This is a genomic window from Methylobacterium sp. WL120 (assembly GCF_008039465.1).
Taxonomy (GTDB): domain Bacteria; phylum Pseudomonadota; class Alphaproteobacteria; order Rhizobiales; family Beijerinckiaceae; genus Methylobacterium; species Methylobacterium cerastii.
The window spans coordinates 1-21,998 of record NZ_VRUT01000021.1 but is presented as its reverse complement, the minus strand read 5'-3'; the positions used below and the strand labels follow the sequence as shown (position 1 = coordinate 21,998).

General features: G+C 70.1%; 22 protein-coding genes and 1 pseudogene. 10 read left to right on the top strand and 13 right to left on the bottom strand.

Features of this window, described 5'->3' with window-relative positions:
- Positions 1-37 precede the first annotated feature (37 nt).
- The 4 genes from FV229_RS06595 to FV229_RS06580 are packed head-to-tail and all read left to right on the top strand — an operon-like array spanning position 38 to position 3,810.
- Complete coding sequence (locus FV229_RS06595; protein ID WP_147751194.1) at positions 38-478, top strand: DUF4345 domain-containing protein; 441 nt, start codon at positions 38-40, stop codon at positions 476-478.
- Positions 475-2,508, top strand: coding sequence for an FUSC family protein (locus FV229_RS06590; RefSeq protein WP_147751193.1), 2,034 nt, complete (start codon positions 475-477; stop codon positions 2,506-2,508). Before FV229_RS06595 ends, FV229_RS06590 begins: the two co-directional genes overlap by 4 nt.
- Positions 2,509-2,542: 34 nt before the next feature.
- Entirely contained in the window at positions 2,543-2,737 is a 195-nt protein-coding gene (locus FV229_RS06585) for a DUF1656 domain-containing protein (protein WP_147729829.1), read from the top strand.
- Positions 2,737-3,810 (top strand): HlyD family secretion protein, encoded by a 1,074-nt coding sequence (locus FV229_RS06580; RefSeq protein ID WP_147751192.1) that lies wholly within the window; start codon positions 2,737-2,739, stop codon positions 3,808-3,810. The genes FV229_RS06585 and FV229_RS06580 overlap by 1 nt, the downstream gene beginning before the upstream one ends.
- A gap of 30 nt (positions 3,811-3,840) precedes the next feature.
- Here FV229_RS06580 and gatB read toward each other — a convergent pair whose 3' ends face one another.
- The 5 genes from gatB to FV229_RS06555 all read right to left on the bottom strand — a co-directional run bounded on the left by gatB (position 3,841) and on the right by FV229_RS06555 (position 7,875).
- Positions 3,841-5,313, bottom strand: a complete 1,473-nt coding sequence (gatB, locus tag FV229_RS06575) for an Asp-tRNA(Asn)/Glu-tRNA(Gln) amidotransferase subunit GatB (RefSeq protein WP_147751191.1) — start codon at positions 5,311-5,313, stop codon at positions 3,841-3,843.
- A 64-nt stretch (positions 5,314-5,377) separates the two neighbouring features.
- A complete protein-coding gene (locus tag FV229_RS06570; RefSeq protein ID WP_147751215.1) occupies positions 5,378-5,680 on the bottom strand; it encodes a hypothetical protein in 303 nt (100 codons plus the stop codon).
- Positions 5,677-7,155, bottom strand: a complete 1,479-nt coding sequence (gene gatA / locus FV229_RS06565) for an Asp-tRNA(Asn)/Glu-tRNA(Gln) amidotransferase subunit GatA (RefSeq protein WP_147751190.1) — start codon at positions 7,153-7,155, stop codon at positions 5,677-5,679. The genes FV229_RS06570 and gatA overlap by 4 nt, the downstream gene beginning before the upstream one ends.
- 113 nt (positions 7,156-7,268) lie before the next feature.
- Entirely contained in the window at positions 7,269-7,556 is a 288-nt protein-coding gene (gene gatC / locus FV229_RS06560) for an Asp-tRNA(Asn)/Glu-tRNA(Gln) amidotransferase subunit GatC (RefSeq protein ID WP_147751189.1), read from the bottom strand.
- 118 nt (positions 7,557-7,674) lie between these two features.
- Complete coding sequence (locus tag FV229_RS06555) at positions 7,675-7,875, bottom strand: hypothetical protein (protein ID WP_147751188.1); 201 nt, start codon at positions 7,873-7,875, stop codon at positions 7,675-7,677.
- A 117-nt stretch (positions 7,876-7,992) separates the two neighbouring features.
- Here FV229_RS06555 and FV229_RS06550 point away from each other — a divergent pair, with 117 nt between their 5' ends.
- Positions 7,993-8,574 (top strand): SMI1/KNR4 family protein, encoded by a 582-nt coding sequence (locus FV229_RS06550; RefSeq protein ID WP_147751187.1) that lies wholly within the window; start codon positions 7,993-7,995, stop codon positions 8,572-8,574.
- Between the two features lie 22 nt (positions 8,575-8,596).
- Entirely contained in the window at positions 8,597-9,088 is a 492-nt protein-coding gene (gene ruvX / locus FV229_RS06545) for a Holliday junction resolvase RuvX (RefSeq protein WP_147751186.1), read from the top strand.
- Positions 9,089-9,093: 5 nt separating this feature from the next.
- Here the strand turns inward: ruvX and dprA are convergent, their stop codons facing one another.
- From dprA to FV229_RS06515, 6 genes are read right to left on the bottom strand one after another with little or no spacing between them, the layout of a single operon-like run.
- Entirely contained in the window at positions 9,094-10,272 is a 1,179-nt protein-coding gene (gene dprA, locus FV229_RS06540; RefSeq protein ID WP_147751185.1) for a DNA-processing protein DprA, read from the bottom strand.
- A gap of 22 nt (positions 10,273-10,294) precedes the next feature.
- Positions 10,295-10,927 carry a glycerol-3-phosphate 1-O-acyltransferase PlsY gene (gene plsY, locus FV229_RS06535; RefSeq protein WP_147751184.1) on the bottom strand — a complete coding sequence of 211 codons (633 nt, stop codon included), beginning with the start codon at positions 10,925-10,927 and terminating at the stop codon, positions 10,295-10,297.
- Positions 10,924-12,222 (bottom strand): dihydroorotase, encoded by a 1,299-nt coding sequence (locus FV229_RS06530; protein ID WP_147751183.1) that lies wholly within the window; start codon positions 12,220-12,222, stop codon positions 10,924-10,926. The genes plsY and FV229_RS06530 overlap by 4 nt, the downstream gene beginning before the upstream one ends.
- A gap of 10 nt (positions 12,223-12,232) precedes the next feature.
- The gene (locus FV229_RS06525; protein WP_187275074.1) at positions 12,233-12,619 is read right to left on the bottom strand and encodes a type II toxin-antitoxin system HicB family antitoxin; all 387 of its coding nucleotides are present in this window, start codon (positions 12,617-12,619) and stop codon (positions 12,233-12,235) included.
- Positions 12,616-12,837, bottom strand: a complete 222-nt coding sequence (locus FV229_RS06520; RefSeq protein ID WP_147751181.1) for a type II toxin-antitoxin system HicA family toxin — start codon at positions 12,835-12,837, stop codon at positions 12,616-12,618. The genes FV229_RS06525 and FV229_RS06520 overlap by 4 nt, the downstream gene beginning before the upstream one ends.
- A gap of 1 nt (position 12,838) precedes the next feature.
- Positions 12,839-13,786 (bottom strand): aspartate carbamoyltransferase catalytic subunit, encoded by a 948-nt coding sequence (locus FV229_RS06515; protein ID WP_147751180.1) that lies wholly within the window; start codon positions 13,784-13,786, stop codon positions 12,839-12,841.
- Positions 13,787-13,944: 158 nt separating this feature from the next.
- On the opposite strand from FV229_RS06515, the gene FV229_RS06510 reads away from it, so the two are divergent.
- The 3 genes from FV229_RS06510 (at position 13,945) to topA (ending at position 18,793) form a co-directional block, all read left to right on the top strand.
- A complete protein-coding gene (locus FV229_RS06510) occupies positions 13,945-14,799 on the top strand; it encodes a cytochrome b/b6 domain-containing protein (protein WP_246688078.1) in 855 nt (284 codons plus the stop codon).
- On the top strand, positions 14,796-15,719 hold the full coding sequence (locus FV229_RS06505; protein ID WP_147751179.1) for a molybdopterin-binding protein: 924 nt from the start codon (positions 14,796-14,798) through the stop codon (positions 15,717-15,719). The genes FV229_RS06510 and FV229_RS06505 overlap by 4 nt, the downstream gene beginning before the upstream one ends.
- Before the next feature lie 305 nt (positions 15,720-16,024).
- Entirely contained in the window at positions 16,025-18,793 is a 2,769-nt protein-coding gene (gene topA, locus FV229_RS06500) for a type I DNA topoisomerase (protein WP_147751178.1), read from the top strand.
- Positions 18,794-18,886: 93 nt separating this feature from the next.
- Here the strand turns inward: topA and FV229_RS06495 are convergent, their stop codons facing one another.
- Complete coding sequence (locus tag FV229_RS06495; protein WP_147751177.1) at positions 18,887-19,072, bottom strand: hypothetical protein; 186 nt, start codon at positions 19,070-19,072, stop codon at positions 18,887-18,889.
- A 279-nt stretch (positions 19,073-19,351) separates the two neighbouring features.
- Here FV229_RS06495 and parE point away from each other — a divergent pair, with 279 nt between their 5' ends.
- Positions 19,352-21,424, top strand: a complete 2,073-nt coding sequence (parE, locus tag FV229_RS06490; RefSeq protein WP_147751176.1) for a DNA topoisomerase IV subunit B — start codon at positions 19,352-19,354, stop codon at positions 21,422-21,424.
- A gap of 188 nt (positions 21,425-21,612) precedes the next feature.
- Here the strand turns inward: parE and FV229_RS06485 are convergent.
- Positions 21,613-21,998, bottom strand: a pseudogene (locus tag FV229_RS06485) (porin family protein); the annotation flags it as partial.

Here is a 21,998-nt window from a genome sequence, read left to right as displayed (position 1 = left end):
GGTTGTGCGTCCGGGTGCCCACGCGTAACCGAACGGCATGATGACGGAACGGCAGGCGCTTCAGCGCGTGGTGGCGGTGGCGGCGATCGTGCCGGTCGCCGCCGGATTGTACGGCGTGGTCTTCGGCATCAACGGGATGGAGGGCGGCGTGCCTAACATCTCCGCGGACAGCCATTTCCGCTATCTCTCCGGCCTGCTTACCGGCGTCGGCATCCTGTTCCTCACCTGCGTCCCCGGGATCGAGGACAAGGGACGCCTGTTCCGGTTCCTGACCCTCGTCGTCATGCTCGGCGGGCTCGCGCGGCTGCTCGGCCTGTGGCTCACGGGCGTCCCGTCGCTGACGATGCTGGCGGCGCTGGCCATGGAGCTCGGCGTCACGCCGTCGCTGTGCCTGTGGCAGGCGCGGATCGCCGGACGGGCGCGCGACGCCGAGGCCGTCGTCGGCACAGCCGCCGCGCCCGGCGCGCGCCTGCGATGAGCGCGGCCGCCACCCGGCGCGCCCCGTGGCTCGACCGCGCGATCGACCGGCTCGACGCGATCGTGCCGAAGCCGGCCGCCTGGGCTTTCGCCTTCCGGATCTGGCTGGCCATGATGCTGGCGCTCTACGTCGCGTTCTGGCTGCAGCTCGACAGCGCGTCGTCCGCCGCCACAGGCGTCGCGATCCTGGCGCAGCCCAAGCGCGGGCAGGCGATCTCGAAGGCGGCCTACCGCTTCCTCGGCACCGTCGTCGGCGGCATCGTGGCGATCGTGTTCATGGCGCTGTTCGCGCAGGACCGCGTGACGCTGCTCGTCGCCTTCTCGGTGTGGATCGGGCTCTGCGTCTTCACCGCCCAGTACCTGCAGGACACCCGCGCCTACGGTGCGATGCTCTCGGGCTATACCGTCGCGATCATCGCGCTTGCGCATATCGATGCGCCGCAGACGACCTTCGACGCGGCGGTCGGGCGGCTTGCGGCGATCACGGTGGCGATCGTCACGATCACCTTCATCAACGATGCTCTCGCCTCTCCCAGCACGTGGCGCACGCTGTTGCCGACCCTGTCGTCGGCCTACGACGGCACCAAGGCCTTCGCCCACGAGGCGTTCACGTCAGGCGATCCCGGGCCCCTGCGCACCGCAGCCCTCATCCGCACGATCGCGCCGATGCGCGCCGACGCCAGCGCGATCGCCGGCGAACTCGACGACGGCCCGTATCGCGCGGCCGGATCCCGCAGCGCGATCGCGGCGCTCTACGTGATGGCGGCAGCGAGCCGCGCCGCCGTCAACGCCGCGGCGGCGCTGCGCCATCCGAGCCCGGCGGCGGAGGAGGCGCTGGGCTTGTGCCGCGAGGTTTCCGGAGGCGGCGTCGGCGAGCCGCACGCCGCACGCCTCGACCGGATCGACGCGAGGCTGCGCGACCTCGTCGACGAGGCGGTCCGGGACGGCCGCCGCCCCCTCGACGAACTGGTGGCGCTCCAGCGCTGCCTCGACTTCGTCAACGCGGCGACCTTTGCCGACGACGGAGTGCGCGCGCTCGCCGACGGCCATGTGCCGCTGCGCGACGTGAAGCTCCCGACGCACCGCGACTTTCCCGTGGCCTTGCGCGCGGCGTTGCGGGTGGCGATCGGCTTCGGGCTCACCGCCGCCTTCATGATCCTGTCCGGCCTGCCGCAGACCTCGTTCGCGCTGGTGCAGGTGGCCTCCACCTGCGCGCTGTCGTCCACCGCCCCGGACCCCAAGAAGTTCGCCGTCAGCGTGCTGATCGGCATGCCGCTGGCGTCGCTGTTCGCCGGCATCGTGCTGTTCGCCTTCCTCAACGGGAACCAGGGCTTCCCGCTGCTCGCCATCGCGATGATCGTTCCGGTCTTCGTCGCGTGCTTCCTGTCGCTGAATCCGTCGACCTTCGGCATCGGCTTCATCGCGCTGGTGTTCACGCCGGTGCTGATCGCGCCGGAGAATCCGCAGAGCTACGATCCGCAGACCTACCTGATGAACGTCGCGCTGGTGATCGCGGCGGCGATCATCCTGTTCCTCGCGGTGCGCCTGGTCCTGCCGATCTCGCCCTCGCAGCATCGCGCCTTCGCGCTGGATTCCGCTAAGCGCGCGCTCGCTGAAGCCCTGGCCGGCGAAGGCGGCGACGCGACCACGCGGACCAGCCTGAACGCCGACCGGCTGTTCCAGTTCGCGGGCTACACCTCCGGCAGCCGCGCGGTGCGCCGGATGGCGATGGTCCACGCCTTCGCCCTGTCGCAGCTGGAATCGGCCGCCGCCCGCGCCCACGCACAGATGCGGCTGCTCGACGGAACCGCGGGGATGCGCGATCCGGTTTCGAAGGGCCGGGACGCGCTCGCGCGCGGCGACGCCTGGCGCCTGCAGGACGCAGCTCGCGACCTCCTGCGTGCCGCGCCCGCGGACGACCGCGGCGCGCGCATGACGGTCGCGCGCGCGGCCACCGATCTCGTGGCGGCCGCGCGCGTTATCGAGCGGCATCGACGCTTCTTCGTGCGGCTCGACATGCCGGGTTTCTAAGGCGAAGGGTTTCGCGAGGGTCTCGAAGGCGACCATGCGTCATGAACTGCAAATCGGCGGGATCCTGGTCTCGCCCTTCGTCGCCTATGCGCTGGGCGCCTTCGCGATCCTGATCGCGCTGCGCTTCGTCTTCGCGCGCATCCGCTTCAGCCGCTACGTCGCCAACCCGCCGCTCGCCGAGGCCGGGATCTACGTCTGCGTCCTCGCCCTCCTGATCGTGTTGCTGTGATGGCCGACGAAGACGACCCCAAGGCCTCGAACGGTGACCGGGCTGGGAGCGACCATGCCGCGGCCCCCCGCGGCGATCCGCCGGCTCTGGCCGACGACCGTCCCGCCCGTGCGCGCGGCGGCCGCATCGGTAAGGTGTTTCGCCTGGCCGCCACCGGCGTGATCCTGGTGCTGGCGTTCCTCGCCGCGACCGTGGTGTGGTCGTACTACGTCACCGCGCCGTGGACGCGCGACGGCCGGGTGCGCGTCCAGGTGGCGAGCATCGCGCCGCAGGTCTCGGGGCAGATCGTCGAGCTGCGGGTGGTGGACAACCAGAGCGTGAAGCGCGGCGACGTGCTCTACGTCATCGACCCGTTCGACTTCGAGGTGAACGTCGCTTCCGCCGAAGCCGAGGTGAAGAACCGCGAGGCCGACCTCTCGGTGAAGAACGCCCAGTCGGCCCGGCGCCAGGCGCTGACCACGGTCTCGACCTCCGTCGAGGAGAAGCAGCAATATGCCGGCACGGCCAAGATCGCCGAGGCGGCCCTGGAGACCGCGAAGGCGCAGCTCTCGCAGGCCAAGACCAACCTCGGGCGCACGCAGGTGAAATCAACGGTGAACGGCCGGGTCACGAACCTGCTGCTGCGCGCCGGCGACTACGCCACCACCGGCACCTCGAACATCTCGGTCATCGACACGGATTCGTTCTGGGTCGACGGCTATTTCGAGGAGACCAAGATGGCGAACATCCATGTCGGCGACCCGGCCGAGATGGCGCTGATGGGATATTCGAACCACCTGCGCGGCACGGTCGAGAGCATCACGCAGGGCATCTCCACCGCGAACGCCGCGGCGAGCACGCAGGGGCTGCCGAACGTCGACCCGGTCTACACCTGGGTGCGGCTCGCGCAGCGGGTGCCGGTGCGCATCCGCATCGCGCACGTGCCGCCGGGGGTGCCGCTGGTGGCCGGCATGACCGCGACCGTGGTGGTGGGCGAAGGCGGCGCACCGCCGCCGGCCTGGTTCATGGACCTGCGCCGCCGCGTCACCGGCGATCCGCCGGCCACGCGGGAGGCCGACGCCGACCGCCGGTGACAAGGCGGACCGGCTCTGGGCGCAGGCGGCTCAGTCGATCCCGAGCTTGCTCTTCAGCAGGGCGTTGACGGCGGCCGGGTTGGCCTTGCCGCCGGTGGCCTTCATGGTCTGGCCGACGAACCAGCCGAGCAGGGTCGGCTTCTCCTTCGCCTGCTGGACCTTGTCGGGGTTCTTGGCGACGATGTCGTCGATCGCCGCCTCGATCGCGCCGGTGTCGGTGACCTGCTTCATCCCGCGCGCCTCGACGACCGCGCGCGGGTCGCCGCCCTCGGTCCAGACGATCTCGAACAGGTCCTTGGCGATCTTGCCGGAGATGACGCCCTCGCCGATCAGGTCGATGATCTGGCCGAGCTGGTCGGCGGAGACCGGCGTCGCCTCGATGCCGAGGCCTTCCTTGTTGAGGCGCCCGAACAGCTCGTTGATCACCCAGTTCGCGGCAGCCTTGCCGTCGCGCTTGGCGGCCACCGCCTCGTAGTAGTCGGCAGACGCCCGTTCGGCGACGAGCACGTTGGCGTCGTAAGGCGAGAGCCCGAAATCGGCGATGAGCCTCGCCTTCTTGGCATCCGGCAGCTCGGGGAGCCCTTCGGCGAGGGCGTCGACGTAGGCCTGGTCGAACTCGAGCGGGAGCAGGTCCGGGTCGGGGAAATAGCGGTAGTCGTGCGCCTCCTCCTTCGAGCGCATCGACCGGGTCTCGCCCTTGGACGGGTCGTACAGGCGCGTCTCCTGCGCGATCGTGCCGCCGTCCTCGATGATCGCGATCTGACGCCGCGCCTCCGATTCGATCGCCTGGCCGATGAAGCGGATCGAGTTGACGTTCTTGATCTCGCAGCGGGTGCCGAGCGGCTGGCCGGGCAGCCGCACCGAAACGTTCACGTCGGCGCGGAGCGAACCCTTCTCCATGTCGCCGTCGCAGGTGCCGAGGTAGCGCAGGATCGTGCGCAGCTTGGTCACGTAGGCGCGCGCCTCCTCGGAGGAGCGCAGGTCCGGCCGGGAGACGATCTCCATAAGCGCGACGCCGGAGCGGTTGAGGTCGACGAAGCTCTGGGTCGGGTTCTGGTCGTGCAGCGACTTGCCGGCATCCTGCTCCAGATGCAGCCGCTCGATCCCGACGGTGATCGACTCGCCGTCGAGCAGGTCGACCACGACCTCGCCCTCGCCGACGATCGGGTCCTTGTACTGCGAGATCTGATAGCCCTGCGGCAGGTCCGGGTAGAAGTAGTTCTTCCGGTCGAACACCGAGCGGTGGTTGATCTGCGCCTTCAGGCCGAGGCCGGTGCGCACGGCCTGCGCTACGCATTCCTCGTTGATCACCGGCAGCATGCCCGGCATCGCCGCGTCGACCAGCGAGACGTGGTCGTTCGGCTCGGCCCCGAACTCGGTGGAGGCGCCGGAGAACAGCTTCGAGCGGCTGGTGACCTGGGCGTGGATCTCCATGCCGATCACGACCTCCCAGTCGTGCTCGGCGCCCTTGATGAGCTTCTTCGGGTTCACGGGAGCCGTCATGCTCGGACTTTCATGCAACGAAGCGCCGGAGCGCCGCGGAGTGTCGTGGCGGTGCGCAGGCCGGTCAAGGCGCGTGCGGCCGCAGGATCTTTCGGGCGGTGAAGCCCAGGATCGACCACAGGATGGCCGCGCCGACCCGCACCGGGAAGAAGGTCGGCCCGTCGTGGCTGACCGGCGCCGGCCAGGGGATGCCGATCGCGGTGACCGCCCAGGAGAACAGCACCGCCGCCACGAACCCCGCGATCACCGCGACGAAGAGTTTGCCGAACTGGTCCGCCGACCAGCCGAGATAGAGGCAGACCGCGATCAGGACCGGATCGAACCCGGCCAAGATCCAGACGGTCCAGGGATAATACGGGACCGTCACCACCAGGCCTTCGGCAGCACGGTGCGCCCGGCCGCGCGCTCGATCACCTCGGCGGTGGCGAACAGCGTCTCCTCGTCGAACGGCCGCCCGATGAGCTGCAGCCCGAGCGGCAGGCCCTGGCCGTCGAGACCGGCCGGCACCGCGATGCCGGGGAGCCCTGCCATGTTCACAGTCACGGTGAACACGTCGTTGAGGTACATCTCGACCGGGTCGGCGGAGGCCTTCTCGCCGACGCCGAAGGCGGAGGACGGCGTCGCCGGCGTCAGGATGGCGTCGACGCCCGCCGCATAGGCCTCCTCGAAGTCGCGCTTGATCAGCGTGCGGATCTTCTGAGCGCGGACGTAGTAGGCGTCGTAGTAGCCGGCCGACAGCACGTAGGTGCCGATCATGATCCGGCGCTTCACCTCGCGGCCGAAGCCAGCCGCGCGGGTGTTCTCGTACATGGCGGCGATGTCACGTCCCGGCACGCGAAGGCCGTAGCGGACGCCGTCGTAGCGGGCGAGGTTCGAGGAAGCCTCGGCCGGCGCGACGATGTAGTAGGCCGGCAGCGCGAGCTTGGTGTGCGGCAGCGAGATCTCGCGGATCGTCGCGCCCGCGTCCTTCAGCCAGGCGGCGCCGTCGTCCCAGAGCTTCTGGATCTCGGCGGGCATGCCCTCGACCCGGTACTCCTTCGGGATACCGATGGTGAGGCCCTTCACGCCGCGCGAGACCGCGGCCTCGAAATCCGGCACGGGGAGGTCGACGCAGGTGGTGTCGCGGGCATCAGGCCCTGCCATCGAGCCGAGCAGGATCGCGCAGTCGCGCACCGTGCGGGCGATCGGCCCGGCCTGGTCGAGGGAGGAGGCGAAGGCCACCGTACCCCAGCGCGAGACGCGGCCGTAGGTCGGCTTGATCCCGACCGTGCCGGTGAAGGCGGCCGGTTGCCGGATCGAGCCGCCGGTGTCGGTGGCCGTGGCGCCCAGGCACAGATGCGCCGCGACCGCCGCGGCCGAGCCGCCCGACGAGCCGCCGGGGACGATCTTCACGTCGGACCCGGTACGCCGCCACGGCGAGATCACTCCACCGTAGGCGCTGGTCTCGTTCGAGGAGCCCATGGCGAACTCGTCGAGGTTCAGCTTGCCCAGCATCACCGCGCCGTCGCGCCAGAGGTTGGCGGAGACGGCGGATTCGTAATGCGGTTCGAAATTCTCCAGGATCTTGGAGCCCGCCGTCGTGGTCACGCCTTCGGTGCAGAACAGGTCCTTGATGCCGAGCGGCAGGCCTTCGAGCGGCCCGGCCTCGCCCTTGGCGATCTTCGCGTCGGACGCCTCGGCCATCTTGAGGGCGCGGTCGGGCGTCTCCAGCAGGTAGGCGTTGAGCACGCGCGCCTTCTCCAGGGCGTCGATGTGCGCCTGCGCGATCTCGCGGGCGGAGAAGGTCTTGGCCCTCAGGCCGTCGCGCGCCTCGGCGAGGCTGAGTTCGTTGAGTTCCGTCACGCTGTTCGTCCTCGGCCGTTCGGCCGCGATGCGGGTCAGGGGCGTTCCGGCCGGCGGAGCCGGCGGACGCGGCAGATGTCGTTCACGGGCCGGCGTTTCGCGGCCCGGCCGGCCTACTCGACGACCTTGGGAACGAGGAAGTAGTGGTCCTCGGTCTCCGGCGCGTTGGCGACCACGTCGACCGCGCGACCGCCGTCGGTGACGACGTCCTTGCGCTTCTTCATCGCCATCGGCGTCACCGAGGTCATCGCCTCGACGCCGGTCACGTCGACCGCGCTCAGCTGCTCGACGAAGGCCAGGATCGCGTTCAGCTCGCCCTGCAGCGGCGCGACCTCGTCTTCGGCCACCGCGATGCGGGCCAGATGCGCGATGCGCCGGACTGTCTTCTCGTCGACCGACATGCTGCCTGTTCGTCTTGCGCGTTCGTCTCGGAAGGTCGGGCGCCGGCAGCGGCGGCCGGCCCTTCCACGGTCCGGGCGCTATAGCACCGGGCTTCGCGGCGCCGCAACGCGCAGGGGGTCAGGTGACGATGTGGTTCGGGATCCCCGTGGTCTCGATGAGAATGCCGCTTGGGCGGATGGGGCGGAACTCCGCGAGGGCGAAGCCCAGCACCAGCACCTCGAAGGCGATCAGCAGCATCAGCTTGTGCTTGCGCGGCATGGCACGCCGGGCGGGGGCCTTGACGGGAGCTTGGGGGACGAACGAACCGATGGCCTGCACGATTGCCTCCGCGGCGGGGTTAACGAAACCTTAACCATCGTTATGAGGGAAGCGCTGCGTCCTGCGCCAGGGCAAGTTCGGGACGCGGTTAACGCCTGTGGATGGAGCGGGGACGCGATGTGGAACACGGTGTTCGAGCGGCTTCATCCGGGGGCACGGTCGAGCGAGGCGGAGATCGCGCGGGCGGAGGCCGAACTCGGGTTCGCGCTGCCCGAATCGTATCGCAGCTTCTGCCGCGCGTGCGGCGCCGGGCTCGCGAACGGCCACTTCCGGATCGCGACGCCCCTGCCCTACCCGGCGGCCGACCTGGTGACGCGGGCCGAGATCGTCGCCGACAGCATCAACGCGGCGATCCAGGCGCTTTCCGCCGCCGACACGCCGCACCGCTTCTCGATCGAGGACGGCGACCTGTCGCGGCTGGAGCGCGCCTGCTTCTTCGGCGAGGGCGACGACGGCAGCTTCCTGTTCTGGGACGTGTCGGGCGCGGGCGAGTACCCGATCTGGGTGATGGCCCCCGACCTCGAGACCGTCCGCTTCGGCGGCGACACCCTGGACGCGTTCTTCAAGCGGACGCAGGGGCTGACGATCCTCGACGTGCTCGGCGACGGCACACCGCCGCTCGCCTCGACCTTCCAGGGCATCGAGGCGGCGGTGCTGGCGCGGGCCGGCGCGCCGGCGCAGGACGGCGCGCCGGTGTGAGCGCTTGGCGGGATGGGACACGATGGACACGGACGCGCTACACACCTTCGCCGAGGCCTCCCGCGGCGGGCCCCGGCTGATCGGCATCGATCTCGGCACCAAGACGATCGGGCTCGCGCTGTCCGACCTCGGCCGCCAGATCGCCTCGCCGCTTGAGACGATCAAGCGCGTGAAGTTCACGCCCGACGTGGCGCGGCTGCGGTTCCTCTGCGAGCAGCACGCGGTCGGCGGCCTGGTGATCGGCCTGCCGCTCAACATGGACGGCAGCGAGGGCGTGCGGGTGCAGTCGACGCGCTCGTTCGTGCGCAACCTGAAGCCGCTCCTCGACCTACCGGTCCTGTTCTACGACGAGCGCCTCTCGACCGCGGTCGTCACCCGCGCGTTGATCGCTGCCGACACCTCTCGGGCCAAGCGCAGCCAACTCGTCGACAAGCTCGCCGCCGCCTACATCCTGCAGGGCTGCCTCGACCGGATGCGCGGGATGGTCGAATCGGAGGACGACGACCTGGATTGAAGGCGTCACCCGACGAGCGACACCATCCCGCTGCCGTGCCGCTCGATCCGCCCGTCGAGCTCGAGTTCGAGCAGCGTCGTCTGCACCACGCGCACCGACAGGCCGGTCGCGCGGGCGATCTCGTCGGTGCCGACCGGCGTCGGGCTCATCGCGGCGACGATCGTCTCGCGGTCGCCCACCGGCTCTGCCGGTTCCGGCGCCTCGAACGACGGCGCCGGCATTGATGAGCCGCCGTCATCGAGGTCGATCTCGTCCCAGAAATCCGGCTGGTCGGCCAGATCCGGTCGCGGCAAGGCCGGCGCCTGGTCGGGGTCGCCGCCGCGCTCGATCAGCGGCGCGATCGCGGCGAGGACGTGATCGACCTCGGCGACGAGCGTCGCGCCCTGGCGGATCAGGTCGTTGGTGCCCTCCGCCCGGGGATCGAGCGGCGAGCCCGGCACCGCGAACACCTCGCGCCCCTGTTCGAGGGCGAAGCACGCGGTGATCAGCGAGCCCGACCGGCGCGCGGCCTCGACCACCACGGTGCCGTAGGCGAGCCCCGAGATGATGCGGTTGCGCCGCGGGAAGTCGCGTCCGCGCGGCACCCAGCCCATCGGCATCTCGGCGACAACCGCGCCGCCGGCCTCCAGGATCGACTCGACGAGGCCGGCGTGGTTGGCCGGATAGATCTTGTCGTGCCCGCCGGCGAGCACCGCGACGGTGCCGGTCGCGGCCGAGGCCTTGTGGGCGCGGGCGTCGATGCCGCGGGCCAGGCCCGAGACCACGACGAGGCCCGCCTCGCCCAAGCCCCGCGCCAGCTGCTCGGTGAAGGCCAATCCCGAGGCCGAGGCGTTGCGCGATCCGACGATCGCCACCGCGGGCCGGGCCAGCGCTTCGGCGGACCCGCGGATCGCGACGAGCGGCGGCGCGGAATCGGCCGCCTGGAGGATCTTCGGGTAACCGGCCTCCCCCATCGCGACGATGCGGGCGCCCAGGCGCGCGGCCGCCGCGATCTCGGCTTCGGCCTCGTCGCGTGTCGGCGGCTCGATCCGCCGTCCGCGCTTGGCGGTGAGGTTCGGCAGGGCCGTGAGTGCGGCTGCGGCGCCGCCGAAGCGGTTGATCAGGCCGCGGAAGGTGCGCGGGCCGACCCCTTCGGTGCGGATCAGGCGGAGCCAGTCGACCCGCTGTGCGTCGGTGAGCTGCACGGGCCCTCCCTCGGAAGGGGTCTCAGCCCTTCTGACCGATCCGTCCCTCGGTGCCGTCGACGAGCCGGCGGATGTTGGGCGCGTGCTTCCACCATAGCAGCAGGCCGAGAACGAGGAAGAGCCCCGCGCGGCTCGGATCGCCCAACGCCCCCAGGATGATAGGGGTGGCGGCCGAGGCCGCGAGCGCCGCGAGCGACGAGTAGCGCAGGGTGAAGGCGAGGCCGAGCCAGATCGCGGCGAAGGCGAGCAGCGCCAGGGGGCTCAGCGCCAGCAGCACGCCGAGGAAGGTGGCGACACCTTTGCCGCCCTTGAATCCGAGCCAGACCGGGAAGAGATGCCCGAGGAAGGCGCCGAGCCCGGCCGCGAGCGCCGGCCACTCGCTGAACCCTTGGCCGATCCCTTGGCCGATCCGCTGCGCGATCAGCACCGCCGCGGTGCCCTTGAGCGCGTCGCCGAGCAGCGTCGCGGCCGCGAGGCCCTTGCGGCCGGTGCGCAGCACGTTGGTCGCGCCGATGTTGCCCGAGCCGATGGCCCGCACGTCACCGAGGCCGGCCAGCCGCGTGAAGATCAGCCCGAAGGGAATCGAGCCCAGGGCGTAGCCGAGCGCCAGGCAGCCGAGGACGACCGGCCAGGCGATGTCCGACGGCGCGGTCATGCCGCCGCCGCGAGGTCGGGTGAGCGGTGGACGATCCGGCCGCCGACGAGCGTCAGCACCGCCGCGCCCTGCATCCTTGCCTCGTCGAAGGGCGAGTTCTTGGAGCGGGACTTCAATGTCCGCTTGTCGAGGACGTAGGGCACGTCGGGATCGATCAGCACGAGGTCGGCCGGGGCGCCGACGGCGAGCCGCCCGGCCTCGCGGCCGAGGATCCGAGCCGGGTTCGCCGACAGGGCGGCGAGCAGGCGCGCGAGGGAGACGTCCCCCGCGCGCACGAGGCGAAGCGAGGCGCCGAGCAGGGTCTCGATCCCGAGCGCGCCGTCGGCGGCCTCGGCGAAGGGCAACCGCTTGGTCTCCACGTCCTGCGGGTTGTGGTCGGAGACGACCACGTCGATCACCCCCTCGTTCAGCGCCGCCGCCAGCGCCTGCCGGTCGGCCTCGCCGCGCAGGGGCGGCGAGAGCTTGCAGAAGGTGCGGTAGTGGCCGATGTCGCCCTCGTTCAGGACGAGGTTGTTGACCGAGGCGCCGCAGGTCACCGGCAGCCCGTCCGCCTTGGCCCGACGCACGATCTCGACTGAGTCGGCGCACGAGATCATCGCCGCGTGGTAGCGCGCGCCGGTGAGGCGGACGAGGCGGAGGTCGCGCTCCAGCATCATCGTCTCCGCTTCGCGCGGGATGCCCATCAGTCCGAGGCGCGACGCTAACTCGCCCTCGTTCATCACCCCCTCGCCGACCAGGTCGGGCTCCTCGACGTGCTGCATCAGCAGGGCGCCGAAGTCGCGGGCGTAGGTCATCGCCCGGCGCATCACCTGAGCATGCGTGACGGCTCTCAGCCCGTCGGTGAAGGCGACCGCGCCGGCTTCCTGGAGCAGGCCGAACTCGGTCATTTCCTGTCCCGCGAGTCCCTTGGTGATGGCAGCGGCCGGCAGGACGTTGACGCAGGCGGTGTCGCGCGCGCGCCGCAGCACGAAGTCGACGATCGCCGGCCCGTCGATCACCGGGTTGGTGTCCGGCATGCAGACCAACGTCGTGACGCCTCCCGCCGCCGCCGCCGCGCTCGCGCTCGCCAGGGTCTCGCGGTGCTCGGCGCCGGGTTCCCCGACGAAGGCACGCATGTCGATCAAGCCCGGCGCCAGCACGTGCCCGCCGCAATTGATCGCCTTCGCGCCCTCCGGGGTGCCGGGCGCGGCGCCCCAGGCGACGTCGGCGATGCGGCCGTCGCGGATCAGGACATGGCCCGGCCCTTCGCGGCCGGAGGCCGGGTCGAGGAGGGCGGCATTGGTGAGAAGCAGCATCTGGGGGGGATCAAACCGCGATCTGATTGAGGACCATCTCGCGAACGAGATCACGCCGGGAAAGGCCGCGGCGCTCGGCAGCCGAATCGATCGCTCTGATCGCCGTCTCGTCGAGTCCGAGCTCGTCGAAGGGGGGACGGATGACGACGGCGGCGTGGCCGGCGGCAAGTGCCTGCGAGACGTCCACGTCCTGACGGAGGACCTCGATGGTCCGCGCAGGCGGCAGGGTCCGTCCGTCCTCCTCGATCAGCGCCATCCACTGCACAAGCGCCTCGGCCGCCTGGATCACGGTCGCGTCGGCCGTCTCGGCGGCGGCGATGCAGCCGGGCAGGTCGGGGAACCATACGCCCCAGAGGCTGGTCGGGTCCTTCTCGAGAATGCCGACATACGTCGTCACGATTCCTGCCTCCCCTTCGTCCAGCCGGCCGCCCGGGCGATGCTTCGGGCGGTCCCGGCCGGAAGGTCGCCGCGGCCGCGCGGCACCGCGACGGTCCCCGCCCGCTCGGGATGCGCGTAGATGTCGTGCGGTCCCTTGAACGGTCGCGTCATCCAACCCTCCCGTTCCAGGCGCCGCCGAATGGCCTGGATATCAAGGTCGAAGTCGCGCGGAGGCATGTCAAGCGTTCGGCAGGTGCGAGGCCAGCGCTTCCATCACCGCCATCCGCACGGCGACGCCCATCTCGACCTGCTCGCGGATCAGCGATTGCGCGCCGTCGGCGATGTCCGAGGCGATCTCGACGCCGCGGTTCATCGGGCCGGGATGCATCACCAGGGCGTCGGGGGCGGCGAGCGCGAGCTTGTCGGCGTCGAGGCCATAATAGCGGAAGTACTCCTTCACAGACGGCACGAAGGAGCCGTTCATGCGCTCGCGCTGCAGGCGCAGCATCATCACGATGTCGCAGCCGTCGAGGCCCTTACGCATGTCGGTGAACACCTCGACGCCGAAGCGCTCGATGCCGGCGGGCAGGAGCGAGGACGGTGCGATCACGCGGACGCGCGCGCCCATCGCCTGAAGCAGGATCAGGTTCGAGCGGGCGACGCGGCTGTGCAGCACGTCGCCGCAGATCGCGACGCGAAGCCCCTCGATCCGCCCCTTGTTGCGCCGGATGGTCAGCGCGTCGAGCAGCGCCTGGGTCGGGTGCTCGTGGGCGCCGTCGCCGGCGTTCACGACCGAGCAGTCCACCTTGCGGGCGAGCAGGTGCACGGCGCCGGCCGAATGGTGGCGCACCACGATGATGTCGGGGCGCATCGCGTTCAGGGTCGCCGCAGTGTCGATCAGCGTCTCGCCCTTCTTCACCGAGGAAGACGCCACCGACATGTTCATCACGTCGGCGCCGAGGCGCTTGCCGGCGAGCTCGAACGAGGATTGCGTCCGCGTCGAGGGCTCGAAGAACAGATTGATCTGGGTGCGGCCCCGCAGCGTCGAGAGCTTCTTCTCGACCTGGCGGGAGATCGCCACCGCGGCATCCGCCCGGTCGAGCAACCCCTCGATGTCGGGGCGCGACAGGCCCTCTATCCCGAGGAGATGCCGGTGGGGATAGTTCGGGTGCGTCGGCTGGCTCATCGGCTCGCGTGATAGGTCGCGGCCGGTGCGACGGCAAGCGCGGGCCGCGATCCGGAGACTGGCAACTTTCCGCCGCGGTTGTACGTAACCGGCTAGGACCACGCGGCGAATGGGTCGCAGTTCCTCCCATCCTTTTCCTGCAATCAGGCGAACTTCCTTTGGCAGCTTCCCCGGCGATTCCCTCCGGCGCCGCGTCCCCCCGCCGCGAGACGATCTACCGGCATCCGCTGGTGATCCGCCTCGCGCATTGGCTCAACGCCGCCTCCCTGCTGATCCTGCTGATGAGCGGGCTGCAAATCTTCAATGCGCACCCGGCCCTGTACTGGGGCGCGAAGTCGACCTTCGACACCCCGGCGCTCGCGATCACGAGCGACACCGACGCCAAGGGCAACGCCCGCGGCGTCGTCACGGTCGGCGGCTACACCTTCGACACCACCGGCGTGCTCGGCCTCTCCAAGGACCAGGGCCAGATGGCCGACCGGGCGTTCCCGTCGTGGAGCACGATCCCCTCGGGGCAGGACCTCGCTACCGCCCGGCGCTGGCACTTCCTGTTCGCCTGGGCGCTTGTGATCAACGGCGCGATCTACCTGTTCTACGGGCTGGTGTCGGGGCAGCTGCGCCGCCGGGTGATCCCGGACGGCGACCAGGTGCGCGACATCGGCAGCTCGGTGCGCGAGCACCTCACCCTGCACTTCCCCAAGGGCGAGGAGGCCAAGCGCTACAATGTGCTGCAGAAGCTGACCTACCTCGCCGTCATCGCGGGCCTGCTGCCGGCGATGGTGCTGGCCGGCCTCGCGATGTCGCCCGGCATGGACGCGGCCTGGCCCTGGCTCGTCGACGCGTTCGGCGGCCGGCAATCGGCCCGCACGGTCCACTTCATCGTGGCCAACCTCCTGGTGCTGTTCGTGATCGTGCACGTGGTCCTGGTGCTGGTCTCAGGGTTCTGGAACAACATGCGCGGCATGGTCACCGGCTGGTTCGCGATCGAGCAGGATGGAGCGACCCGCCGATGAGCACCCTCGACCGCCGCCGCTTCCTCACCACCGTCGCCGCGCTCGGTGGCACCGCGATGCTCGCCGGCTGCGACCGCTTCGCCGGCTCCGCCTACGGCCCGCGGACCCTGAAGGCCGGGGAGGACGCCAACCTGTTCGTGCAGCGCCTGCTGCTCTCGAACGCCTCGCTCGCCAGGGAATTCCCCGACTCCGAGATTTCGGCCGTGTTCAAGCCGAACGGGACGATCGACCCGCCGGACAAGGCCTACAAGGCGCTGGCGGCCTCGAACTTCTCCACCTTTAAGCTCGAGGTCGGCGGCCTGGTCGAGCGCCCGCAGAGCTTCAGCCTCGCGGACCTGCGCGGGTTGCCGTCGCGGACGCAGACCACGCGGCACGATTGCGTCGAGGGCTGGAGCTGCATCGGCAAGTGGGCCGGCGTGCCCCTGTCCGAGGTGCTGAACCGCGCCGGGTTGAAGCCGCAGGCGCGCTACGTCGTGTTCCACTGCGCCGACACGCTGGAATATGCCGGCGGCGGGTTGGAGGGCGGCAAGGACGGCACCAAGGACGGGGCCTTCATACAACCAGAGAACCCGAGCGCGGTGCGCCACGTCCAGGTCGCTGCGGCGGGCAACGATGCCGACGCCTGGGGCGGCGCGCCGGCCGAGGAGCCGGAGGAGACGCGCACGCCGATCCGCTACTACGAGAGCATCGACCTCACCGACGCCTTCCATCCGCAGACGATCCTCGCCTACGACCTCAACGGAAAGCCACTCCCGGTCTCGAACGGCGCCCCTCTGCGCCTGCGCCTGGAGCGCCAACTCGGCTACAAGCAGGCCAAGTACGTGATGCGGATCGAGGTGGTCGATTCCCTCGCCAAGATCGGCGACGGACAGGGCGGCTATTGGGAAGACCGCGGCTACGAGTGGTACGCGGGGATCTGAGGCTCGCGCTTCCGAATCCTGGCGATTTGCCGCGCTCGACCGGGTGTTTGGTCGAGCGCGGGTCCCTTCTCCCATGGGAGAGAGAGTCGCGTAGCGTTTCCGGCGTCCTCACCCTCCGTCGGCGCGCCGCTGCGGCGAGACTGTACCGGCGCGTTCGCGCCACGCCTTGGACAGCCCCCATTTGACAACCCGCGGGGCATGAACCACTTCATGCCCGGCGCAGGTCCGGCCCGGCCGCGGCGCGAAACCCCACAATTGGTGCGTTCCTGCCGCTGCTCGGGCTTTGACGAGAGGCTGTTTCGTCCATGAAAGTCGTCGTCGTCGAGTCGCCGGCCAAAGCCAAGACCATCAACAAGTATCTTGGCCGGGACTATGAAGTCATCGCCTCGTTCGGGCACATCCGGGACCTTCCTGCCAAGGACGGCTCGGTCGACCCGGAGGCCGACTTCAACATGATCTGGGAGCTCGACGCCCGCGGATCGAAGCAGGTGTCCGAGATCGCCCGCGCCGTGAAGGGCGCCGACAAGCTGATCCTGGCGACCGACCCGGATCGCGAGGGCGAGGCGATCTCCTGGCACGTGCTGGAGGCGCTGAATGCCCGCAAGGTGCTGAAGGGCATCCCCGTCGAGCGCGTCACCTTCAACGCGATCACCAAGGCGTCGGTCGAGACGGCGATGCGCCAGCCGCGCCAGATCGACCAGGCGCTGGTCGACGCCTACCTCGCCCGCCGGGCGCTCGACTACCTCGTCGGCTTCAACCTCTCGCCTGTGCTGTGGCGCAAGCTTCCCGGCGCCCGCTCGGCCGGGCGCGTGCAGTCGGTGGCGTTGCGGCTCGTCTGCGAGCGCGAGGTCGAGATCGAGCGCTTCAAGCCGCGCGAGTACTGGTCGCTGGTGGCGACGCTCTCGACCGCCGACGGCGGCGTGTTCGAGGCCCGGCTCGTCGGCGCCGACGGCAAGCGTATCCAGCGCCTCGACGTCGGCAACGGCGAGGACGCGGCCGCGTTCAAGCGCGACCTCGAGCTCGCGACCTTCCAGGTGGCGAGCGTGGAGGCCAAGCCCGCCAAGCGCCACCCGCAGCCGCCTTTCACCACGTCGACCCTGCAGCAGGAAGCATCGCGAAAACTCGGGATGGCGCCGGCGCAGACCATGCGCGTCGCGCAAAAACTCTACGAGGGCGTCGACATCGGCGGCGAGACCGTGGGCCTCATCACCTACATGCGGACCGACGGCGTCGACATGGCGCCCGAAGCCATCGCCGACGCGCGCCGCGTGATCGGCCGCGAGTTCGGCGACACGTACGTGCCGGGCGTGCCGCGCAAGTACAGCGTCAAGGCCAAGAACGCGCAGGAGGCCCACGAGGCCGTGCGCCCGACCGAGATGGGCCGGTTGCCGAAGCAGGTCGCGCGCATGCTCGATCCCGAGCAGGCCAAGCTCTACGACCTGATCTGGACGCGCACCGTCGCGAGCCAGATGGAGTCGGCCGAACTGGAGCGCACGACCGTGGACGTCACGGCCAGCGTCGGCCCGCGCAAGATCGACCTGCGCGCCACCGGCCAGGTCGTGAAGTTCGACGGCTTCCTCACCCTCTACCAAGAGGGCAAGGACGACGAGGAGGACGAGGACGGCAAGCGCCTGCCGCCGATGAAGGCCGGCGAGGCGCTGAAGCGCGAGCGCATCGCCTCGACCCAGCATTTCACCGAGCCGCCGCCGCGCTTCTCCGAGGCGAGCCTCGTGAAGCGTATGGAGGAACTCGGCATCGGCCGGCCCTCGACCTACGCCGCCGTGCTTCAGACCCTGCGCGACCGCGAATACGTGAAGATCGAGAAGAAGCGCCTTCAGCCCGAGGACAAGGGCCGGCTGGTGACCGGCTTCTTGGAGAGCTTCTTCAAGCGCTACGTCGAGTACGACTTCACCGCCGACCTCGAAGGCCAGCTCGACCGGGTGTCGAACGCCGAGATCGACTGGCGCGACGTGCTGCGCGACTTCTGGCGCGACTTCTCGGCCGCCGTCGGCGGCACCAAGGAGCTGCGCGTCACCGAGGTGCTGGAAGCGCTGAACACGCTGCTCGGCGACCACATCTTTCCGCAGAAGGCGGACGGCTCGAACCCGCGCACGTGCCCGACCTGCGGCTCGGGCCAGCTCTCGCTGAAGCTCGGCAAGTTCGGCTCCTTCGTCGGCTGCTCGAACTATCCCGAGTGCAAGTTCACCCGCCAGCTCTCGGCCGCGGGCGTCGACGGCGAGGGCGACGGGTCTTCGCCGGACGGCAGCCCGCCCGGGACGCGGCTGCTCGGCAACGACCCGGTCTCGGGCCTGCCGGTGACGATCCGCGACGGCCGCTTCGGTCCGTTCGTCCAGCTCGGCGAGGCCTCGACCGAGAAGGATGCGGCCAAGCCCAAGCGCTCGTCGCTGCCGAAGGGCGTGACGCCCTCGATGGTCGACTTGGAGAAGGCGCTGCGTCTGCTGTCGCTGCCGCGCGAGGTCGCCAAGCACCCGGAGACCGGCGAGCCGATCCTGGCCAACCTCGGCCGGTTCGGGCCCTACGTGCAGCACGGCAAGACCTACGCGAACCTCGGCAAGGACGACGACGTGCTCGAGGTCGGCGCCAACCGGGCGATCGACCTGATCGTCGCCAAGGAACAGGGCGGCGGGCGCGGTCGCCCCTCCTCCGATCCCGGCCGTCCGATCGGCAAGGACGAGGCGACGGGGCGCGAGCTCGTGGTGAAGGCCGGCAAGTACGGCGCCTACGTCACCGACGGCGAGGTCAACGCGACCCTGCCGAAGTCGACGGCCGCCGATGCGCTGACGCTCGCAGAGGGCATCGACCTGGTCAACGCCAAGCGCGCGGCCGGCGGCGGCAAGCCGAGCCGGGGCCGCAAGGCCGCGCCGGCCCGTGGCGCCAAGACGGCGGCGCGGAAGCCCGCGAAGGCCACCAAGGTTGATGGGGACGCACCCGCCAAATCCGCTGCCAAGCCGGCTGCGAAGAAGCGCGCGGCCCCGAAGGCCGCGGCGGCCAAAACGACCGCATCCAAGACGACCGCTGCGAAGCCGGCTGCGACGAAGAAGGCGAGCCGCTAGACCGTTCGCCGCCGGCTCGGTGATCCGGTCCAATCACGAAGCATCGTCTTCATGCGAGCCGGTGACCGCTTCGCGTGAAGACGCTCGGACGTCTCAGATCAGATAGCTGATCGTCGCCGCAAGCGCCGTCGCGAAGGTCGCCAGGGCGATGGTGGTCGGGCCGACGAGGGTGAGGCGGGACGCGGACGCACCCTCCTGCTCGCAGCCGAAGGCCTGTCCGGCGGCGCGCTCCAGGCGAGCGAGGGTGAGGGTGCGGGCCTCTATCGAAGCGGTCGTCATCGGTGGCGTTCCCTGCCCTAAGCGCGGCGGAGCTTTTGCGGTATAATGCAGGATGCCCTCCCCAGTTCCGCGCGAAACTGCAACGTGAGGCGATCTTAACCAGCGCTGCGCATCACTCCGATGACGGTTGCATCGCAGCGTTTGGTGGGCGCGCGCCGCACATGCGAAGCTGCGCCACGGAATCGCGGGCGGATCGCCTTTGATGTTTCCGTTTTGTTCCGATATCGTGAGCGGATGAAAGCCCATGCGAGACGTGACCCTAAGCCTGGAGCCCGTCGCGTGAGCGACCCCGCTCGCGACCTGTTCGGACCGGGCGCCAAAGGCGCGGCCAAGGGCGCCGCCGACCTTCCGCCCGCATCCGACCGCCGGCGCAAGCCCGCGGCGCCGATGGCGGCGCTCGACCCGCTCGTCGGTTCTGAGGCCGGCTACACCGCGTCCGACATCGAGGTGCTGGAGGGGTTGGAGCCGGTGCGGCGCCGGCCCGGCATGTATATCGGCGGCACCGACGAGCGGGCGCTGCACCACCTCTTCTCCGAGGTGATCGACAACTCGATGGACGAGGCGGTAGCGGGCCATGCCAGCTTCATCGAGGTCGAGCTCGAGGCGTCGGGCGCGCTCGTGGTCACCGACAACGGCCGCGGCATCCCGGTCGACCCGCACCCGAAGTTTCCAGGCAAGTCCGCGCTCGAAGTCATCATGACGACGCTGCATGCGGGCGGGAAGTTCGACTCCAAGGTCTACGAGACCAGCGGCGGCCTGCACGGCGTCGGCATCTCCGTCGTCAACGCGCTGTCCGACGTGCTGGAGGTCGAGGTCGCGCGCAACCAGACCCTCTACCGCCAGAGTTTTTCGCGCGGGCATGCCCAGGGTGGGCTGGAGACGGTCGGGCGGGTGCAGAACCGCCGGGGCACGCGCATCCGCTTCCATCCCGACGCGCAGATCTTCGGCTCGCTGGCATTCGACCCGCGCCGCCTGTTCAAGATGGCGCGCTCGAAAGCCTACCTGTTCGGCGGCGTCGAGATCCGCTGGCGCTGCGCGCCGTCCCTGATCGAGGGCACCGACGTGCCGGCCGAGGCGGTGCACCGCTTCCCCGGCGGCCTGCGCGACTACCTCGCCCGCGACATCGACGGCAAGGAGCTCGTCACCGACGCGATCTTCTCCGGCAAGATCACCAAACCCGGCTCGCACGGCTCCCTCGAATGGGCCGTCGCCTGGATGGTGCACGACGACGGCGTCTCGGCTTCCTACTGCAACACCATTCCGACGCCGGAGGGCGGCACCCACGAATCGGGCCTGCGCGTCGCGCTTTTGCGGGCCTTGCGCGAGCATGCCGAGCGGGTGAACCAGGCCAAGCGCATGACGGCCGTCACCACCGACGACGTGATGGCCACCTGCGCCTCGATGCTGTCGGTGTTCATCCGCGAGCCCGAGTTCCAGGGCCAGACCAAGGACAAGCTCGCCACCGTCGAGGCCTCGCGCATCGTCGAGACGGCGATCCGCGACGCCTTCGACCATTGGCTCGCCGCCTCGCCGGCCCAGGCCAACAAGGTGCTCGACTGGGTGATCGACCGGGCCGAGGAGCGCCTGCGCCGGCGCCAGGAGAAGGAGGTCGCGCGCAAGACCGCGACGCGCAAGCTGCGGCTCCCCGGCAAGCTCGCCGACTGCTCGGCCGCCGGGACTGCGGGCTCCGAAATCTTCATCGTCGAGGGCGACTCGGCCGGCGGCTCGGCCAAGCAGGCGCGCGACCGGGCCACGCAGGCGATCCTCCCGCTGCGCGGCAAGATCCTGAACGTCGCCTCGGCGAGCCGCGACAAGCTCGGCGCCAACCAGCTGATCGGCGACCTGACCCTGGCGTTGGGGTGCGGCACGGGCGGACAGTACCGTGGGGAGGACCTGCGCTACGACAAGGTGATCATCATGACGGACGCCGACGTCGACGGCGCCCACATCGCTTCGCTGCTGATCACCTTCTTCTACCGGCAGATGCCCAAGCTGATCGACAAGGGACACCTCTACCTCGCGATGCCGCCGCTCTACCGGCTGCAGCAGGGCACCAAGACGGCCTATGCCCGCGACGACGCCCACAAGGAGCAGCTGATCAAGTCGGTGTTCAAGGGCGGCAAGGTCGAGATCAGCCGGTTCAAGGGGCTGGGCGAGATGATGCCGGCGCAGCTGAAGGAAACCACGATGGACCCGAAGAAGCGCATCCTGCTGCGCGTCGCGGTTCTCGACGAAGCCCGCGAATCGACGGGCGACGCGGTCGAGCGCCTGATGGGCAACAAGCCCGAGGCGCGCTTCGCCTTCATCTCCGAGCGCGCCGTCTTCGCCGAGAAGACCGACCTCGACATCTGAGGCGACCCCATTGGCGGTGCGACCCGAAGCCCGGCCCTACGGCCGGGCTTTTTCGTGCGTAGCTCCGTGCGGGTAACGGGTCTGCAAAACGCGAGAAGCCCGGCCTTTCGGCCGGGCTTCTGCGTGTCGGGCCGAGGATCGGGTTCGGCTGCGGCCCGGGGTGCGGGCCGCGTCCGGTCCCGAAGGTCCTAGTACGAGCCGAACTTGTAGTTCAGGCCAGCGCGCACGACAGCGAACTCGGTGCTGTTGTTGCGGTTCAGGCCGCTCTGCACGACGGTCACGCCCGGCGAGGTCAGGGTCACGGTGCCGGTCGAGTTGGTGGCGAACGCGCCGTTGTTGCGGCCGTTCTGGTCGAGGTTCACGTACAGGCCTTCCACCTTCAGCGTCACGGCCGAGGAGCGGAAGAAGTTCAGGAACGAGTCGGTCGGAAGGGCGTACTCGACGCCTGCGCCGGCGGCCCAGCCGGTCTGGAAGTCGTTGCGGGACACGCCCGAACCGAAGTCACGGCCGCCGCCGCTGCCGTAGGCGAAGCCGCCGGTGCCGTACACGAGGGTGCGGTCGAAGGCGTAGCCGA

What these genes read in the sequence shown, in the direction of transcription:
- FV229_RS06595 (WP_147751194.1), top strand. Translation starts at nt 38, where the DNA reads ATGATGACGGAACGGCAGGCGCTTCAGCGCGTGGTGGCGGTGGCGGCG.
- FV229_RS06590 (WP_147751193.1), top strand. Translation starts at nt 475, where the DNA reads ATGAGCGCGGCCGCCACCCGGCGCGCCCCGTGGCTCGACCGCGCGATC.
- FV229_RS06585 (WP_147729829.1), top strand. Translation starts at nt 2,543, where the DNA reads ATGCGTCATGAACTGCAAATCGGCGGGATCCTGGTCTCGCCCTTCGTC.
- FV229_RS06580 (WP_147751192.1), top strand. Translation starts at nt 2,737, where the DNA reads ATGGCCGACGAAGACGACCCCAAGGCCTCGAACGGTGACCGGGCTGGG.
- gatB (WP_147751191.1), bottom strand. Translation starts at nt 5,313, where the DNA reads ATGACGGCTCCCGTGAACCCGAAGAAGCTCATCAAGGGCGCCGAGCAC.
- gatC (WP_147751189.1), bottom strand. Translation starts at nt 7,556, where the DNA reads ATGTCGGTCGACGAGAAGACAGTCCGGCGCATCGCGCATCTGGCCCGC.
- FV229_RS06550 (WP_147751187.1), top strand. Translation starts at nt 7,993, where the DNA reads ATGTGGAACACGGTGTTCGAGCGGCTTCATCCGGGGGCACGGTCGAGC.
- ruvX (WP_147751186.1), top strand. Translation starts at nt 8,597, where the DNA reads ATGGACACGGACGCGCTACACACCTTCGCCGAGGCCTCCCGCGGCGGG.
- plsY (WP_147751184.1), bottom strand. Translation starts at nt 10,927, where the DNA reads ATGACCGCGCCGTCGGACATCGCCTGGCCGGTCGTCCTCGGCTGCCTG.
- FV229_RS06530 (WP_147751183.1), bottom strand. Translation starts at nt 12,222, where the DNA reads ATGCTGCTTCTCACCAATGCCGCCCTCCTCGACCCGGCCTCCGGCCGC.
- FV229_RS06520 (WP_147751181.1), bottom strand. Translation starts at nt 12,837, where the DNA reads ATGCCTCCGCGCGACTTCGACCTTGATATCCAGGCCATTCGGCGGCGC.
- FV229_RS06515 (WP_147751180.1), bottom strand. Translation starts at nt 13,786, where the DNA reads ATGAGCCAGCCGACGCACCCGAACTATCCCCACCGGCATCTCCTCGGG.
- FV229_RS06505 (WP_147751179.1), top strand. Translation starts at nt 14,796, where the DNA reads ATGAGCACCCTCGACCGCCGCCGCTTCCTCACCACCGTCGCCGCGCTC.
- topA (WP_147751178.1), top strand. Translation starts at nt 16,025, where the DNA reads ATGAAAGTCGTCGTCGTCGAGTCGCCGGCCAAAGCCAAGACCATCAAC.
- FV229_RS06495 (WP_147751177.1), bottom strand. Translation starts at nt 19,072, where the DNA reads ATGACGACCGCTTCGATAGAGGCCCGCACCCTCACCCTCGCTCGCCTG.